General features: G+C 41.3%; 11 protein-coding genes. 4 read left to right on the top strand and 7 right to left on the bottom strand.

All coding sequences use genetic code 11. The features are described from left to right. Positions 1 to 250 precede the first annotated feature (250 nt). From SHAL_RS09055 to SHAL_RS22370, 3 genes are all read right to left on the bottom strand, one after another. Positions 251 to 748, bottom strand: coding sequence for a hypothetical protein (locus SHAL_RS09055; protein ID WP_012276846.1), 498 nt, complete (start codon positions 746 to 748; stop codon positions 251 to 253). After that, positions 711 to 6,461, bottom strand: a complete 5,751-nt coding sequence (hhe, locus tag SHAL_RS09050) for a DUF4011 domain-containing anti-phage protein Hhe (RefSeq protein ID WP_012276845.1) — start codon at positions 6,459 to 6,461, stop codon at positions 711 to 713. The genes SHAL_RS09055 and hhe overlap by 38 nt, the downstream gene beginning before the upstream one ends. 960 nt (positions 6,462 to 7,421) lie before the next feature. Continuing rightward, entirely contained in the window at positions 7,422 to 7,796 is a 375-nt protein-coding gene (locus tag SHAL_RS22370) for a hypothetical protein (RefSeq protein ID WP_049763873.1), read from the bottom strand. A 153-nt stretch (positions 7,797 to 7,949) separates the two neighbouring features. Between SHAL_RS22370 and SHAL_RS09040 the strand changes: the two genes are divergently transcribed. After that, positions 7,950 to 8,606: a nitroreductase family protein gene (locus tag SHAL_RS09040; protein ID WP_012276843.1), complete on the top strand. Its 657-nt coding sequence runs from the start codon at positions 7,950 to 7,952 to the stop codon at positions 8,604 to 8,606. Between the two features lie 192 nt (positions 8,607 to 8,798). Here the strand turns inward: SHAL_RS09040 and SHAL_RS09035 are convergent, their stop codons facing one another. Continuing rightward, complete coding sequence (locus tag SHAL_RS09035) at positions 8,799 to 9,800, bottom strand: DNA ligase (RefSeq protein WP_223296260.1); 1,002 nt, start codon at positions 9,798 to 9,800, stop codon at positions 8,799 to 8,801. Positions 9,801 to 9,944: 144 nt separating this feature from the next. Between SHAL_RS09035 and SHAL_RS09030 the strand changes: the two genes are divergently transcribed. From SHAL_RS09030 to SHAL_RS09020, 3 genes are all read left to right on the top strand, one after another. After that, on the top strand, positions 9,945 to 10,316 hold the full coding sequence (locus tag SHAL_RS09030; RefSeq protein ID WP_012276841.1) for a diacylglycerol kinase: 372 nt from the start codon (positions 9,945 to 9,947) through the stop codon (positions 10,314 to 10,316). Between the two features lie 461 nt (positions 10,317 to 10,777). Beyond that, positions 10,778 to 11,650, top strand: a complete 873-nt coding sequence (locus SHAL_RS09025) for a hypothetical protein (RefSeq protein WP_012276840.1) — start codon at positions 10,778 to 10,780, stop codon at positions 11,648 to 11,650. A 328-nt stretch (positions 11,651 to 11,978) separates the two neighbouring features. Next, positions 11,979 to 13,004 (top strand): GGDEF domain-containing protein, encoded by a 1,026-nt coding sequence (locus SHAL_RS09020; RefSeq protein WP_012276839.1) that lies wholly within the window; start codon positions 11,979 to 11,981, stop codon positions 13,002 to 13,004. 115 nt (positions 13,005 to 13,119) lie between these two features. On the opposite strand, the gene SHAL_RS09015 is transcribed toward SHAL_RS09020, so the two are convergent. The 3 genes from SHAL_RS09015 to pdsO form a co-directional block, all read right to left on the bottom strand. Next, positions 13,120 to 13,794 carry a class GN sortase gene (locus SHAL_RS09015; RefSeq protein ID WP_012276838.1) on the bottom strand — a complete coding sequence of 225 codons (675 nt, stop codon included), beginning with the start codon at positions 13,792 to 13,794 and terminating at the stop codon, positions 13,120 to 13,122. Then, a complete protein-coding gene (locus SHAL_RS09010) occupies positions 13,787 to 16,339 on the bottom strand; it encodes a marine proteobacterial sortase target protein (RefSeq protein WP_012276837.1) in 2,553 nt (850 codons plus the stop codon). The genes SHAL_RS09015 and SHAL_RS09010 overlap by 8 nt, the downstream gene beginning before the upstream one ends. Before the next feature lie 125 nt (positions 16,340 to 16,464). After that, a complete protein-coding gene (gene pdsO / locus SHAL_RS09005; protein WP_012276836.1) occupies positions 16,465 to 17,202 on the bottom strand; it encodes a sortase-associated OmpA-like protein PdsO in 738 nt (245 codons plus the stop codon). Between the last annotated feature and the right edge of the window lie 231 nt (positions 17,203 to 17,433).

The raw sequence follows: 17,433 nt of genomic DNA, 5'->3' as shown, positions 1-17,433 counted from the left end.
CTTGATCTGACAGTTACCCGTTTTTTGAAGGTATCTGTCAGCTTAGATTTGAGCTAAGTTTTTATCTGCCCATACTTGTTTGAACCCTGACGTTGAGAACGCACACCAACGAATATCAGACGATGGGACGGTTTCATATATTCGCTGCTGGCCACTGGTGTCTAAGCTACTACACGGGGAGACTATTGTCTTAGGGCTTGGGGATTACCACCAAACTCCTCATCAGTCAGTTATTCCTAGTCATAATCAATTATACCAATATCGCTACTGCGGTTAATATTATTGATACGATTGCAATCCATATGGATATTTTTGCATTTTGGTTAGATTTTTCCGCCGCTTTTAGAGACAGCTTAGCAAGCTCGATAGCCTCTTCTGAACGTAATAATGATATATAGGAAAGGTAGCTATAGTACGTCTGCGGATTAAGCTGCCAATAACCAGGGTTAGCGTGGGATTTTTGGTTATCGACTGTGGTTAAACTTATCAAGCTATTAGGCCCATTAGGCTCTAAGCAGATCGCTCTTAAAACTTCTGCGATTCGATAATCATTTATACCATTAAGTTGAACGGTTTTCGCCGCTTCAGCAACACTAAATGGCTCGTTTGCTTCACTTTTCTCCAATACAAATGCTGTTACCCTAAGTACATCTGGTGCTGTTCTCTTAATATCCGGTACTTTCACTTTAACTTCCTTGTTTACTAATGGATTAATAATAAAATGGTACCTTGCTATAGGTAAGCTCATCGTCACTATTATCAATACTCAACTCTTGTTCGTTATCCGCAATAATATTTAGTACCTGCTCTAGGTATACTCCTTGTTCTGCCGCCGTAGTATTTCGCAAATATGATGGGATCATTTCTAAAAACTCACTCTTAGATATTGGCTTGAATTCACACAAAGCCGCAATCATCGCGGGACGTAACAATCTATTAGCCAAAGGTATGCCAGTACTTGACTGAGAAATCACTGCTTGCTCAAACTTTTCGAGTTTAGCCGCTAATGAGTCATCGCTGTGGCAATAAGCTTCAATTAATTCTTGTTGCAGCTCTTCTTGCTCAACAACTTCCTCTATTTGATTTTGCTCACTCTTTGGCTGCTCAGTTTCGTAATGCTCTTGCACCTCAGTCTTTAACTGGTGTAACAACTCTATAATTGGCTTGAGCTGTGCTTGAGGGTTTTTAAACCAATCAGTCGACCATATACGATTAATCGTCCAGCCCAAACTTTCTAATACTGATTGGCGAAGTCTGTCTCTATCACGGGCAGATTTAGCTGAATGATATGTCGCACCGTCACACTCTATTCCCATAAGGTAACGGCCTGGTTGCCCGGGATCTTGCACGGCTAAATCGATAAAGTACCCCGCCACACCTACTTGTGGAATACAGGTAAAGCCTTCTGACTTTAAGGCATCCATAACCGCTATTTCAAAATCACTATCAGGTTGTTTGCCTGTATGAATTTGCTGAGTTAGTTTGCCTGTTTGTGCATAGGCTAAAAAGCTCTTTAGTGCATGTACTCCTTCACTCGAAGTCTCAGATGCCAATATGTGGCCTTCAGTCATCGAACTAAAGACATGCATACGCTTTTTAGAACGCGTAAACAGTACGTTAAGTCGTCGGCCACCTGCGGCAGAGTTTATTGGGCCAAAACGCTGCGGCATTTGAGCGGCACCAGCCTCTTGAGGACCATAAGTACAAGATATGAAAATAACGTCCCGCTCATCTCCTTGTACGTTTTCAAGGTTTTTAAGAAACAACGGTTCATCTACGTCAGCATTAAGCGCTAAAGCGTCTCTGAATTGATCATCATCTTTTGACAGCTCTTCAACACAGCGCTCGATCTGTTCACGTTGTTTAGAGCTCATAGCGACAACACCAAGCGATTCATCGGGTCTGTTTAGCAAATGTTTACGCACTGCTTCAGCAATGACTTTTGCCTCTTCAATATTGTGCTGGTTAACAAAACGACCTAGCTTTACATGGGTAAATTTAATACCAAACTCATCGCTCTTATTCGATGGCGATGGGAAGACGACCAGATTGCTGTCATAGAATTTCTGATTCGAGAAGGCTATTAAGCTTTCATGGCGTGAGCGGTAATGCCAACGTAAACGCCTTGCATTAAACATGGGGAGTGATACATCAAGTATACTTTCGGACTGTTCAATAGCCGTTATATCTTCATCATCAACTTCAATGGCTTTATCAAAAAAGCTTGTTGGAGGTAGTTGTTTAGGGTCACCTACCACTACCAGCTGTTTACCTCGCGCAATTGTTCCGAGTGCATCTTCAGGTTTAATTTGCGATGCTTCATCCATGACGATAATGTCAAACTCTATCTGACCTGGAGCGAGATATTGTGCAACTGAGTGTGGCCCCATCATGAAGCAGGGTTTTAACGCTACTAGCGACTGACTTGCACGCTTAATTAGCTGACGAACTGGAGCGTGGCGCGTTTTTAAATTAACTTGATGGGTAATCAAGCCCATTTCAGAGTATGCGCCTACCCTCCCAGTTGAAATTCCAGATACTGTTTTTTGTATGCCAATCTGTGCCACTTCATAAGCAATCTTCTCTTGCTGAAGCGCTTTTAATTTATTGTCATACTCAGCAAATTGCTTACGAATTGCATTTTGTTCTGCGCCAGAGAAATAGGCGAGTTCTTGACGTTCTGATATCACTTCTCTTGCTAATATGTCATAAACAGAATAAAGGTAAATTTTCTCAAGGTCTTCTAGTCTAATAGCACCCATTTCAGTGTAACGAAGCAAATTCTCTAAGCCTTTATCAGAAAGTGCTGTTCTTATGCGGATAAAGTCGACCCAAGTACTTAACCACCTAGGCTGACTAGTTGCGCGTTGATTACGGGCAATCCAAGAATCAATACAGCTGTCATCAATACCATACCAAAATAGCTCATCCACTTTTGCTTTTGTTACAAAAACACCAAATGCAAGATTGTATTTTTGATACTGAAGCTCTACATTTTTCAACATTTCACTTAGTGCTTCACAAGCATTACGTGGTGGGCAAGTTAAATAGTAATTAGCTAACTGTTTTGTTTTTAGTCCCTGAATGGCTTTATTCAGCATGAGTGTTGATGCAATAACTCGCTCACTATGCTCACAATCACTATCTGCAGATAATTCAACTTTTTCATTAAACAAATCATCGGTCAAAGTTTGTGATTTAAGTTGCTGTTCTAGTGCTTTAAACTCTATAGCTTGCTGTATATTGCCATCTAAATCAGCTAATGATACGTCCTGCTTACAAGCAGACTGCAGTACCTTAACGTCTGATTTTAGCTGTTGTGCTAAATTGTCGAAGCTTACAGATTGATTATTAAAATCAATATCATGATCACTAAACAGAACGTGTGAAAGAAGCTCACCTAAATTTTGATGGGACTCTGAGAACCTCTCAAGTAACTCCAGTGTATTTGATGACGATAAATGCTTAATTCCTTTAAAAATATCACTATGTGATTCAAATAAAGACGTTGCGAACGGGACCTTTGTACCAAAACCTATACCGAATGCTGCTCTAACATCTTTGTACCAGCTACGTATTACAAGGATATCTTCAATCGGCGTATCTATTCCCTTGTACTCATTTTGTAAAAGGCTTGAATACAGAGGTTCGCTATTGAGCTCATCCAATAGCCCCTTATAGATAATAAGGTCTGGCAAGTGCTGTGTTAACTTATTGAACTTATGCTTGTTGTTATTAGATATTGCGAGAAGATCATGTCTTGCTGAGCGCCAGTCACTACTTAACCAACGAAAGAAACCAGCCTCTGTAATGCTTTCATTTATCGTAGTAAGCGCAGAGACAGTTGGTAATGCATTTAGATCAAAATATAACTCTAAGGTTTCGTGTAATCTTTTAAGATCTGGCAATATATCTTGAAGCGTAGGTAAATAAGCATCGAGTAAGTCATTGTCAAATAGAGGGTTACGACGAGATACGTGAAGGCTATCTAACTTTGAAAAATACTGTAAAAATTTATATAAATCCACTAAGCCATTAAAGTCACCAGTTAAATTACTAGCCAAATTAGCTTGGTGATCTTTCAGCGTATTTATATCATCTGCTATGGCCAAATAGAGCGAGTTTAAGTCATTAAGCTTTGTGACTGTTTGAAACAAAGTCGAAAATTGAGTTCTGCTATCAAGGCACAGCTTATTTAACGCCACATGTGAATTAACAACAGCAGAAAAACTGTTTGGAGTATCTAATACCGATGGTTCGAACTCGGTGATTAATTGTCGATGAAGTCTTCTAGCTAGGCTGTAGCTTTTCAGGTATGACTTTAACTCTTGTTCAAGGCTTGCATTTTCAAAGATTGAATATAAGGCCTTGTTATCTTCTAAGCCCGAAATTCGTGGCAACACTTTGGCATCAGTGAAAAGTAACTCTAAGACTTCGATGTTCTTAAGATTCTGCTCGCCGATTTGCTCGCTTAATAAAGCTATTGCATCATTAGTCTGCTCTAGTGCATCAATTGCATCTTGAACTAATGCGCTGACTTCATCACATTCGAAAACCTGAATATCTGTGTTATATACAGCAAACCATGGATGATCTGATAACTCAGCTTCAACTCCCAGTTGCAACTTCACCTCTTGATAAACATCTGCGTATCGACGAAGGCTATCTATCGTTCGTCTTGCAGAGGTTGCATCGAATTTATCACCCGTTACATGTGATGGTTTAATATCATCTAATGATATTGATTCAAATTCTTCTCTGTAGCGCGTTGCTGTAGAAAATATCTGATGGATTGTTCGGCCAGTACTCTTCCACTCACTATTAATCAAATTTGCATATTTGCTGAGCGTGCTCTTTTTTTCCTCATACATACCAATATCGATGGCAATTGTATGAGGATATCGATACTCGTCTTGCCGATTTAGTCTTTGGTTTATATTTTCATAAACCTGCTTCTTTTGAGTTTTATGGCTATGAAGCTCTAAGCAGAAATCACCTAACCCCGCTCTTTCTAAACGGGACTTAACGACCTGCAGCGCAGCCATCTTTTCGGCAACAAATAGAACTTTTTTGCCTTGAGAAATAGCAGCCGCAATTAAGTTTGTAATAGTTTGCGATTTACCAGAACCTGGCGGTCCTTCAATGACTAAATTTTTACCTTTAATAGCATCCATTAAGGAACTATGTTGAGAGCTGTCTGCGTCATCAATTAGTGGATACTTTTCATGAACGTGTTCAATTGTATCGATTGGATATTCAACCCCAAAACCTGTACTAGCATTAGTGTTTTCAATCCCTTCTTTTGCAAAAAACATCTGCAAAATAGCGTGATTCTGGATGTTGTTTTGTCCATCTGGCCAGCGTGATGGATCAAGATCTAAATACATCAACAACTTGCCAAAATCGAACATCGCCAATGTTGAATATCGCTTAATCTTCCATTTAGGTTTATTGCGAAGTACATTGCTCTCGACTAACTGAAAATATTCCTCCGGAAGAGTATCTTCATCTAACTCAGGCAAATGAATGTGAAAATCATGCTTTAGCTTTTCACTTAAAGATAGGTTTGGAATGATATCTTCACTATTATATTCAATCGTATAGGTATAGGTCCCTGTATTTTTATTTAGTGATGCACGGTCAACTTTTACAGGAATAAGATACAGTGGCGCTTGTCTGGAAACATCCGAGCTTTCATCCTCAAACCACTCAAGAAAACCAAATGCCAAATACAAAATATTGGCTCCAGTCTCCTCTATAGCGGTGTTAGCTTTAGATCTAATATTTCTAAGCTGTGCTTCTAACTCTCTTGGGTAAAGCATTGACTGGATATATGAATCATTATGCTTAGAGTCTTTTGTTTTAGAGCTCATAGGCAATTCATAATTTGTATTCAAGCCTAAAACTTTAGCCCAATCCTTAGCTGTTGGATCAGCTTTGATTCTAAACTCTTGTCCTTTATCATCAATACCAATATAACCATGCTTAATGAGCTCTTCTCGCTTAGGCTCTTCAACAGGGATAAACGTATACGACTTACTATTGAGAATATTTTCTGCAAGTTGATTCGGCATCTCATCAATTACTCTGATGAAGCCTGTTCTACCATGGCGAAAATTTAGAAGGCGGTTTCTACCAGTTAGATCTAGTAGTCTATTTCGAATTGCTTGAAGAGAATCAAAAGCAAAATTACTATTTAAATTGTTTGTTGAGTGACTGTCCATAGTACTTTCCCGGTCCTTCTTATTATCTTCGATATCTGCTTGGACTATCGTACCTTTCTTACTGTCGACTAAAGCCCATTGATAATAAGTGTTTATTTTTGCTTTGTCTTTCAAATCATAATATAAGCAACGATTAACCGACTTTTTATCAGTATTACATGCCTGAGCTAACTCTTTCGCAGTCAGGTTTGGCGTCTTTTCTAAAGACGCTACTATGGCATCGGTCAATTTGCTCATGAAGGTTCCATTTCTTTATTATTTAGCTATCGTTTTATACTAATCTAGAACGAAGGGATGTGTAGTTTACAACTACATTGTATTCCATAATTCTACACCCAACCTTAGTCATAATAGAGGAAAACATAACTGCTTTTTCAAGGGAGTTACTTGCGTCACACAAACCTATTCAAAAGCACAAGAATCAAACTAAATCAGCCGTGAAACTATCCAATAGTGCGTAATTCTCTTTGAGAGTAAAGTTAGTAACCAGTGCTAGCCTTGTTTCAAACATCATCAAAGTGTGCACATTGACACCATCAACTAGCTTTGCCTTGGGTTTTCCCCTTTTTTGCCCTCTGTTATTCATTTCTAACATCTATTCCTGATAGGATCTCTTTGTTACTTCATCACATGGGTAGCCCACTATTTCCCATACTTCTTTACCCGAAGAAAAATAACAAATACTGAAAATTACCTAATTGTGTTCTTAACTACTCTTGGAACTCTTTGAATCATCAAAGCGCTCTATGCGACAACTCTCATGGCCTAGTAATTGTGTCCCAATAAAAGCAAACACTGAGAGAGCGAGTACTAGTGGGATAGTCTGTGTTGAATACCTGACACGAAAGCGGAGAAGGTATTTACGTTGCGAGGCATCGCTTGCACAATTATGGGATCTGGCGCTTAGGCGCCCGTTTCATCTTTCCATTATTGATAGAACTTTCTGTCTACTCATCACACAGCACCATTTCGGTGCACTATCTTGGCTTTGAGCAGTTCTGCATCCTCCTGACTTAGTAACACCTGTCGCGTCTTCTTATCAAACCTGGTTGGCATCTCTTCATAGAGTTGGTTAGCAATCTTTTTATGTCATTGAAGATTTGCAGTGATTGCGAGAACAGCATGACCTTGTCGTAATAACCGTTATTGAGGCCATACAGCCACTTTAAAAGGATGGTTTGCCTCGCTGCCTTAGTCTTAGTGCTCAATTTCAGTCGCTGTGATTGTGCCATCAGGTTCTATAGCTACGCCGTCGACATTACACACATCGCTAGATTTAAATAGCCGCTTGAACTCTGGCTCAGTAACAAACGAATACCAGTAGGGTTTAGCTATCTTATCTTTCGTTTGGTTGTGGACTCCTTTGAGCAGAATGTACTGCATCATAAGGTCGTGCATTATGGTGTTTTGGTTGACTCGTAAACTAGGCTCTTCAGCACGAAAATACACCACAACTAATAACAATTCTTCTGCGTATTTAACTACCGCATAATCGAGCACATAAACACGTCCGTCGACGGAACGATGGGTGATAACAAGGCTTAGCAATTTCTTGCTGAGAAGTTTTCTCAAAATCTATATGTCTATAGTGAGTAAAGGCACAATCATTACCAATAAAATTTTGATAATAATTCAACGAACAAACACTATTTCAATACTGAATATGGGGGTAGGATAGTGGTCAGTTTTATTATTGCCTCAACCTTGCCACATTAGGATACGAAAATGACTCACCCTATTATTGCCGATCTTGAAAGCCGTTACACTGCAAAACGCTATGATGCGTCAAAGCGTATTCCTCAGACCGATCTTGATGTGATCTATAAAGCAATTAACCTCTCGGCGTCATCTATCAATTCACAGCCTTGGAAATTTATTGTGATCGAAAGTGACGAAGCTAAACAGCGTATGCACGATACGTTTGCCAACAAGTTTCAGTTTAACCAGCCACATATCAAGTCTGCATCGCATATTGTTTTATTTGCTTACAACCCTCGCTACACTCGCGAAGATTATGCAAAAGTCGTTGATAAAGGTATTGCCGATGGCCGTATGGGAGTTGAGGATAGAGAACAAGCATTCGGCGCTTTTGCTTTCGCTGAGTTAAATACCGATGAAACTGGTAATACATCAGCCTGGACCAAGGCACAAACCTATCTAGCCCTAGGTAACACATTGCATACCCTTGCGCGTCTTGGAATTGACTCTACCACCATGGAAGGTGTTGATAGTGAGTTGATTGGTGAAATATTTAAAGAAGAGCTTGGCGGTTATCAGTGTGATGTTGCATTAGCCATGGGCTACCATCATTCTGAAGAAGATTACAATGCAGCACTACCTAAGTCTCGCTTAGCAATAGAAGATGTACTGCAGGTTTTATAACACAAGTCAGTTTTCATTAATCGAGTAAACTAGGTTTCTCGTTATGATAAGAGTCAAGTTTAGAGGCTCGGGGCTACAGCCCCGAGCTTTTGTTTATAGTAACTCGCCATTGGCTTTGCTTCGTTAAGCCCTTTAATCATCATTTTTTAGCCAAGCCCTATTATCTCACTTATCTGTTATCTCACTTATCTGTTATTGAGATTGCCTCACCCGCAAAAAGCTCGCGAACCTTGGCGTACCTTTTTGAGTTAGCCCATAGTATTTGTAGGTCACTTGGCTACCTATCTTAGGTGGGTCCAGCCTTTGTTCCTGTGTGAAACCAGAACCTAAGTTAAACACTTTTCCCTGCTCATTTTTTACCACCAAAGCCCCCAACATACCGCTAAACTTTCCTTTACCTGAAGTATGCGCAACCACTACCGCTTCGGCATCATAAAACGGTTTAAGCTTAACGATGTCTTTACTGCGGCCAGCTTTATACAAGGCGGTTTTCTTGTGTAACATCAAACCTTCACCGTTGTCAGCAATAATGCCTTGTAACTGGCTATCTAATGCTTGATTGCTGCTCAATGTATATTGCCTAATAACGGCTAAAAATGGACTGACACCTTGCAGTACTTTTGTCGCTCTGTAATATCGCAATTCAAATATATTGGGATCATCCGGAAGATCAAAGACCCAAAAACGAACTTTGGCCCATTCAGCGTCAGAGGCCTTGGTTTTTCTAACGGTTGCCGATACTTGCTCAAACGTCCCCCGCTCAATCCATAACTCACCGTCTAAAGGAAACTCAGGAAAGCCCTCAATAAACCAAGCCGGCAGATTAATCAACCTGCCTGAGCGACTGTACATTGCTTTTCCATCCCAATATCCCCTCACACCGTCTAGCTTTTCACTGACCAAGTAGCCCGAGATATTGACCATTGGCTGCGTGGTTGTAGAGGCTAACTGGATTGACGGTTTATCAGTATTGTTTGGCGGGATTTCAGCGGATGTCGCAAAGGAATAGTTTGTAATAAAGAGACAAGCCACTATTAGGCTAGCGATTAAAGAAGGGAGTCGTATCGTGAACATGGCCATTGCTCCTTGCAGCTGTTTTTCAACGTTAGTTTGCACATCCTGTGCACCACGAAGTAAGCCTAGCCCTATTTCCTGCTCTACGCCATATTCGTCTGCACAACTAGTACTTGCCATTGATGTTGGCTAGCAGTTGATTCAGCTTTTTAAACTCAATCCAAAAGTTGAACATGTTATACTTCGTCAAAATCTGAATCGTCTGTCTAAAGATATTGCAATCAACTCGCTATCGCACATGATGGATTATTATTACGGAATACTATGAAACCAGCTAACAATAACGGAATTAAACGCGTCATTAGAGCCACAGGCTTTTCAATGCAAGGTCTAAAATTGGCCTGGAAACACGAGGCGGCGTTCAGACAAGAGTTAGTCTTGGCTGCTATTATGCTACCTATAGCACTTTTAGTAGATGTGAGTACTGTAGAGCGTGTTCTACTCATTATGGGACTATTTATGGTATTGATTGTTGAGCTGCTTAACTCTGCGATCGAAGCTGTAGTAGATAGGATTAGCGATGAGTTTCATCCACTGAGTGGCCAAGCAAAAGATATTGCCTCAGCTGCCGTCTTCATGAGCTTAGCTTTTTGCGGATTAACTTGGGCGCTGATCTTGCTGCCCCTACTCTTCTAATCGGCTGATGTGATTGAGTAATTAAATTTGAACTAACGCCTTTGATTAAAGGCGTTTGAATTAAAGCCTGTTTAATAGCAATATTTTAGTAGCATCCACACCCGCTAACTTCCGCGTGACATACCGTCAGTGGCCAAGCGCGTATTCAAACACGCGCAGCTCAGTTAAAGACGCAGTCGGATTACTGCTTTTTACAAGTCATAAATGTTATCAGTTTTATCAATCTACCTCTCTCAACAGCGGCCTTACCTTAGCTTTGACTTAATTAACAATCCTGCTAGCACGTGCTTTTTACCCTATTGCGTATTGATTAACTGCAGTTAAACTGCATTTGATCAAACAAATTGAACATATTTAGAAACATTTTATTCACATCCAGAAAGATCCTGCTATGCTAGAAACAAAATAATAAAAGCTCTATGAATTTAGACTAATAAAAAAGAAAGACGGAGTTACTTTTAATGGTTAAAAGTTTCATCATTTGCGGCGCTGCCACGCTCACTTTGGTCGCAAGCCCTTTAACGTTTGCTGATAACGATACCGTTATCAGGATTGGTGGCTTTTATGCGAATACGGATTCAACCATAGATGTTAACGACCCAATTCTAGGTAATGCCTTTAAACTCGATTTCGAAACCGATTTAAAGCTAGAAGAGTCACAATTTTTGCCTTTCTTTGAAATCTCTCATCATTTTAATGATCGCCACACCTTATACGCAGATTGGAAACAGTTACACCGTACCGCTTTGGTTCAGTCTGTTGAAAAACCTTTTCAGTTTACCTGGGATGACACCACATACGATATTAAGTCGGGCATAGCTCTAGATAGTACACTCAACATAGATATTATGCGCATTGGCTATGGCTATGACATTTGGCAAGGGCATAACTACGACGTTGGCGTTTCTGTTGGTTTACATGCCATGTTTATCAAAACTGCTTTTAAAGGCAATATTGGGATCTGTGAGATAGATACTGAAACTCGCTGCCCAGATACCATAGAAATCCCTAAAGTTGTTGATGAAAAGCTCACTGCACCACTACCAGATATTGGTGTTTACGGTGCTTACGAGTTCTATCCTGGCTTTAAATTCAATGCTCATGCTCAGTATTTTTATATAAAGTTAGACGATTTAAAAGGCGGATTAGTCGATGTGAGAATGGGTGTTGAAGCTGCGATAAGTGAAAATTGGCATATGACAGCAGCATTTAACTATTACGAAGTCGACGTTGAATACACGTCAACGATTACAGCTGCCGATATCAAGATTGCAGATTACAACATCTATTACAGCTTTATCGGTCCGATGCTTTCAGTCAGTTACCAGTTCTAGTTCTAAAAGAATTAAGTTATCACGACACAAAAAGGCCCCTTTCGGTGCCTTTTTGTTGTTAAGCGTTTAGGGGGCAGCAGCAAACTTAGCGACGATATCAAGCGGGTAAATTTAACCGTCTTCACTTTCTGTCCCTTCATTTCTTGTTATTAATTGTATAGATTTAACTCTAACTTTTGTTCGCTGAGTTTATGTGCTATTTAACGTTTTTCAAGTTCTGTATTAGGCAAAAACATAATAGAATGGACAAATAAAATGCACAATGATGTTGTTTTTCATTTGCATACAAATAACAGAACCAATAATTAATTGGCGATAAGGCACCACTATGGCTAACCCATTGCTAAAGGAATCTGCATCGAAATTAAAGAAAGCGATTCCTTTAATGTTGAAACATCAGATCCCGACGACACCGACAAACTATGCTCTCTGGTATGCCTATGTCGGTGAGAAAAGCCCAAAGCTTAACCTATATTTAGATCAAGTCGTCAGTCAGTACAGCACCTGCCCGCCAAGTCATAGCGAACGCCTTTATCGAGAGTTTTTATCAGATCCTATTGAGCTTGATATTGTCGATATGCGCCTCAATCTCGACGCAATGGTGACAGAGCTTTCTCAATCGCTTAAAGACACTAACCTTGATGCTAATCAGTTCCACAGCAAAATAAAAAACAATTACAACAAGCTCAATAAAATCGAGAGTGACGGTTTTACCATTGAAGAAGTGCTAAGCGTTATCAAAAACCTTGTTCAAGACGCAAATGAAATACGCGTTAGTGCCCAGCAATTTTCTGAGCAGCTCGCTAGGGCGCAATCAGAAATTGACACGCTTAAGCTACAATTAAAGCAGTCTGAACATGAGATGCACTTTGATGCCTTAACAAATTCTCTAAACCGCCGAGCATTTAATAAAGATCTCAAAGGAATTATTGAGCTGCACCCACAGGGTCTTTGTTTAATCATTGCCGATATCGATCACTTTAAAGTGTTTAACGACACATACGGCCACCAGCTTGGCGATCAAGTATTAAAAGCCGTGACTAAACGCTTAACTGAGGCTTGCCAAGATGGCACTAAACTGTATCGCTTTGGCGGTGAAGAGTTTGCCCTCATTGTGCCGAAGAGCCAATTAGGCCGAGCCCGTCAATTGGCTGAATCTATGCGCCGTAGTCTAGAGAAGTTGATTTTGAAAGATAGGCGAAAAGGAGACACGATTAACAACATTAGTGCCTCTTTTGGCGTTGCCGAATATCAATTAAACGATACTGATAACCAGTTAATAGAGCGGGCTGACAAACAGCTTTATGAAGCAAAGCGCTTAGGAAGAAACCGCGTAATGCCTATCTCAGTCTAAGCTTTGTTAGGTTAAATGGCATTCAATCAGAGCGGCTTAGCGCTATGGGCACCATTGCCTTAGCGCCAGCATCGCTAGCTCTGATCACCGTTAATAGTTAATAAGCTTAACCAGTCTAATTAACAGGCTCCGCCTTAACCACAAATCGCAGTGGCCCACCAGCAAACTCCGCCCCAAATGGATAACAGGTCACCAAGGTTAGTTGTCTGTGACCATTATTCTCAATCACACTCATATCGGACTCATGAGTCACTAGCGCCGTTGCCACACGATAGATACGACTCTTTCCCGATGCGCTTTGTAACTGGATTAACTGGCCGACTTGAACACCATCAAGTCTCGCAAAGTGGGTATCTCTATGGCCTGCAATAACCGTATTGCCCTGACCATTAACACTTGCCGACGTTAACATTTGTGCCGGGCCAAAAGCTAAATTACGGCCCGATGCGCCAGCCAGTACGTATAGACTGTCATTGCTATCGCGCGACTCAGCGGGAAGTTCTTGCAAGTGAGTTTTCATCGGCAAAAAATCTAGCTTGGCAACGGGATACGTATCAGCCCACGACCAAGGCTTATGCGGCTTTTCATCCAACAATGTTTTCTGCCAAGCCTGTTGAATAAGAAATTGAGCAAAATTCGCTTTAGCTTGCATATATCCACCTTGAACGATTAAAACGACACCTGCAGCCAATAACAACCACGGAATATACTGATGAAACCGTCTGCCAAGGCGTTTATCACGCCTTGCATCATCATAAAAATTATCGCCTTGCTTTAAAATGCTACCCACAGCTAGGTTCACTTATGTCAGTACGCCTAAAAGACAGCCGATATAACGCCGCTAATAGCAACAGAGTCGTACCAAAAATCATGAACACAAAACTATTCGTTCCTGTTTGTGGAAGTGTTTGTGATAGCCTTTGCCATCCGCTTGGCAGATGCTGGATCACCCTAGCCTCTTTTGCTGCAATACTTGTCGGTTTTACCGGCGTGACATCAACCGCAACTAGGCTTGTATAAGCACTCATGATATGAAACTTCATCGCTATCGCCGTGATCTGTTTTTCAATCCTCTCTTTATTCGCTGTTTGCTTACTAAGCTCTAGGGCGGCGATCTGCTTTCTTGCCCATATTAAGTCTAAGCCTTTAGCTTGCTCTAAGTCGTTAACTTGAGCTGCGCTATTAAGTGGTAAGCGTCGCTGCCAAAATTGCCCCGCTAATTGCCCCTGGATCAATAAGTCATCACTGACATAGCTTGGAATACGCAGGGCGACCAGTACTGGCTCGTGAGCATAAAGATCTGGAATACGGACTGGCCAATAGTCCGGTACACTGCCATCACTAAAATGAAGTTCGACATCGGTAACTTGAGGCTTCTCTATTTTCTCCAATAGCGACACCACTTTTTGGTTTACCTCATCAAGTTTACCAATATAGGTATAAGTTCCCCTGCCAACCTCTGCCGCTCTTTGCATAAAATGCGCATTGGGTGCCGAGCCTATTCCGATAGTAAATAAGCGGCTTTCACCTAATTGATTTTTTATCTGCTCAAATAACCTAGACTCATTAGCCACGGCTCCGTCGGTAATAAATAACACTTGCCGTAATGGTGTCGCAGCGCTTTGTTCAAGGGTCTCATTGCTGCTCTGATATCTGTCATCGTCATGAACAGGCTTACTATTATGGCCGCGATCATTGTCAAGCTTAGTTAGTGCGGCATCGAGCGCTAAAGACATCTCAGTGCCACCATCAGCTTGTAAACCATTGATATAATTTTGTGCTCGGCCAAGATTAATTGCCGTTGCAGGCATTACATGCCTAGACCACCGCTCAACTGTGGAGTTGAACTGCAATACATTGAAACTATCTTGGGGGCGCAGCCCTGCTAATGCATATTTCAGCGCTGATTTTGCCTGAATGATGGCATCCCCCGACATCGAACCCGATGTATCGATGACCAAGACCAACTCTCGTGCAATCGATGATGACTCATCGTCACTCCCTTGAGGTGGCATTAACATCACCAAGGCATATTTTTCTAATGCTTTTTTCGACAGTGTCTGTTGCTTGCTATCTTGTACTTGTAATTGCGACTGTGGTTCTGGTTGAGATTGGGGGCTTAGCTTACTTTTAGCGCCCCCCTGATTGAACGAGGTATCGCCTGCGGTAACTTGTGAGGCTAACTCAGCATGAGTTTTGCCTTGTTGAGAAAATACGGCTGCCGTAGGCTCACTACCTTGCACGGGTTGCCAAGTCAGCACAAAATCACGATTCGCAACGGCATAGTTATCTAACGACACTTGAGCCGCAGCATTTTCGACCATATTAATGCTAATACCATGATAAGGGCTGACAATATTCTCTATTGGCATTGCCGCATCAAAAGTAACTGTCATCGAGACTCGATTTTGCCGTTCTCTAGATTCTAATGCTTCAGATTCTAACGCTTCATCTTCGGCCTTAACGACAGCGCTATGCGCATAGACACTTTTGTTAATATCAATTAGCTCATTACTTTGCTTATAATTTAGCTTAGTACCGTTAATAATCTGCTGGCTAAGGGCCTGAGGTTTATTAAGTTTGTTATAGCTGTCGGCTTCTTGCCTAGGGGCATATCTTGGCGCGATCACCATAGGGAAGCGTAGGCTAAATGCACCATCTTTATAGTCTAGCGTTTCTTGATAGGTAAGCTCGACAATCAACATTTCATTTGGTGCCAAATTTGCCACCTGAGCACTAAAAATATTGGCCCGCTTTTGCTCCAGTAAACTAGCCTTTTTACCTTCTACCTTAGCTTGCTCATATATCGCTTTTGCCTTTGCTTTAGGCTGGATCTGCCCTTCAATCACTCTAGCGCCAATATGTAGCTTAAGTTGGTCAACCGCCGCTTCATTCGGTAAAGGAAATAGATACTGACCATTTACCCACTCACTCGACATGTTTTTGAATTCGTGGCGGACAGATACTCGGTTAACCCAACCAGAGACATGCATACTGACATCGGTTTTCATTGGCAGCGCTATGGTCAGCTCTCCCTGTTCACTTTCAAATATCAAGCCTGCTTGCTTCATTTCAGCCATGGAAATGGGCACTGTTGACGATGACGCCATCGCACTTTGCGGCACTAATAAGCTAAGTAGTGATAAACTAAGCACTGATAAACTAAGCACTGATAAACGAGTGACGGATAAATTCAGCAGCGATAGCATCACTGTCACAATAGGTACTTTCTTTGCCATAAGAGCGCCAAAATATGAGCCTCCCTGGCGATGACTAAGGTTAGCGATACGCTCTAGACCATTCGCTAAACCACGCTCTAATAAATACGCAGCCATCTGTTACTCCTTTTACTTATCTACCACAAAGGCTCGATTAGATAGACTCTGTGGCAGTGCTAACCTGCCTAGCTCACATGGCCAAACAGGTGCTTACGGTTAAATTTACGGTTAAATTAGTAGGCTTAATTGGCAGCCAAGGCGCTTTCTTGATTTTGCAACTTCAATGTCACGCGACGATCAAAAAAGTCATTCTCAAAACTTTGCTCCGCCATCAAAGGTGATGAATCGCCGTAGGCTTGATTATGCAAACGCGCCTCTGCAACGCCCTGCTCTATTAGATAATTTTTGACTTCTGCTACACGCTGCTCTGATAACGCTTGGTTATAATCACCATCACCACGACGGTCAGCGTAACCTGTCAAGTCCAGTGTCAATTCAGGAGAGAGGGACATCGCATAAGCAATATCATTGAGCTGGTTTTGAAAGTGAGGCTCGATAGTCGAAGAGCCCGTTTTAAACTGCACGTTCAGCCCTAATGCCAATTCAGTTAACTTCTGCTCCTGCGCCATTTTTAAGCTGGTAAGCTGTTGCTGTGCTTGCTCATACTGATCTGAAAGCTCAACTAGCGATTGGTTTTGCTGATTCAGTACAATAAGCTCCTGCTCTTTTTCATCGAGCATGACTTGTTGTGTTTGCAATTCACCATCATCGCCTACCGATTTCCCCACCAATGTGCCGGTAAAGGCACCGATGATTGCTCCGACAGGGCCGCCAACCACTGCACCAAGCACAATGCCAGAAGTTAGGCCGATAAGTTCTTCATTATTACTGCGCTCAGTGTCTACAACCTGCTCAGCTGATACCTGAGTTGAAAATACTAATGCGCTAATGACTAGAGTTGAGATAAATTGTTTTTTCATGTTATTCCCCTTGGGATGTTAATTTTTAAACTAAATTAAAATTAGCGAGTTGAGCTTGCCGTTTTAAAGTTTATTAACTGCTCTTTATTCGATGAGACTATTAAAACCTACCGAAATGGCTTTTAAGGGGAGCAAAAGTGTCGTTTTGAGGTTCAATTGTGGCAACAAAATGGCAATCACGGTTCACGTCTTCAAACAGTAATATTTTCCTGTATAGTCACAATCAATTAG

Origin of the sequence: Shewanella halifaxensis HAW-EB4, assembly GCF_000019185.1 — a bacterium.
GTDB classification, from domain to species: Bacteria; Pseudomonadota; Gammaproteobacteria; order Enterobacterales; family Shewanellaceae; genus Shewanella; species Shewanella halifaxensis.
Note: the sequence above shows the minus strand (reverse complement) of the source record. Positions and strands in the feature narration are given on the sequence as shown.

What these genes read in the sequence shown, in the direction of transcription:
- SHAL_RS09055 (WP_012276846.1), bottom strand. Translation starts at nt 748, where the DNA reads ATGAGCTTACCTATAGCAAGGTACCATTTTATTATTAATCCATTAGTA.
- hhe (WP_012276845.1), bottom strand. Translation starts at nt 6,461, where the DNA reads ATGAGCAAATTGACCGATGCCATAGTAGCGTCTTTAGAAAAGACGCCA.
- SHAL_RS09040 (WP_012276843.1), top strand. Translation starts at nt 7,950, where the DNA reads ATGACTCACCCTATTATTGCCGATCTTGAAAGCCGTTACACTGCAAAA.
- SHAL_RS09035 (WP_223296260.1), bottom strand. Translation starts at nt 9,800, where the DNA reads ATGGCAAGTACTAGTTGTGCAGACGAATATGGCGTAGAGCAGGAAATA.
- SHAL_RS09030 (WP_012276841.1), top strand. Translation starts at nt 9,945, where the DNA reads ATGAAACCAGCTAACAATAACGGAATTAAACGCGTCATTAGAGCCACA.
- SHAL_RS09025 (WP_012276840.1), top strand. Translation starts at nt 10,778, where the DNA reads ATGGTTAAAAGTTTCATCATTTGCGGCGCTGCCACGCTCACTTTGGTC.
- SHAL_RS09020 (WP_012276839.1), top strand. Translation starts at nt 11,979, where the DNA reads ATGGCTAACCCATTGCTAAAGGAATCTGCATCGAAATTAAAGAAAGCG.
- SHAL_RS09010 (WP_012276837.1), bottom strand. Translation starts at nt 16,339, where the DNA reads ATGGCTGCGTATTTATTAGAGCGTGGTTTAGCGAATGGTCTAGAGCGT.
- pdsO (WP_012276836.1), bottom strand. Translation starts at nt 17,202, where the DNA reads ATGAAAAAACAATTTATCTCAACTCTAGTCATTAGCGCATTAGTATTT.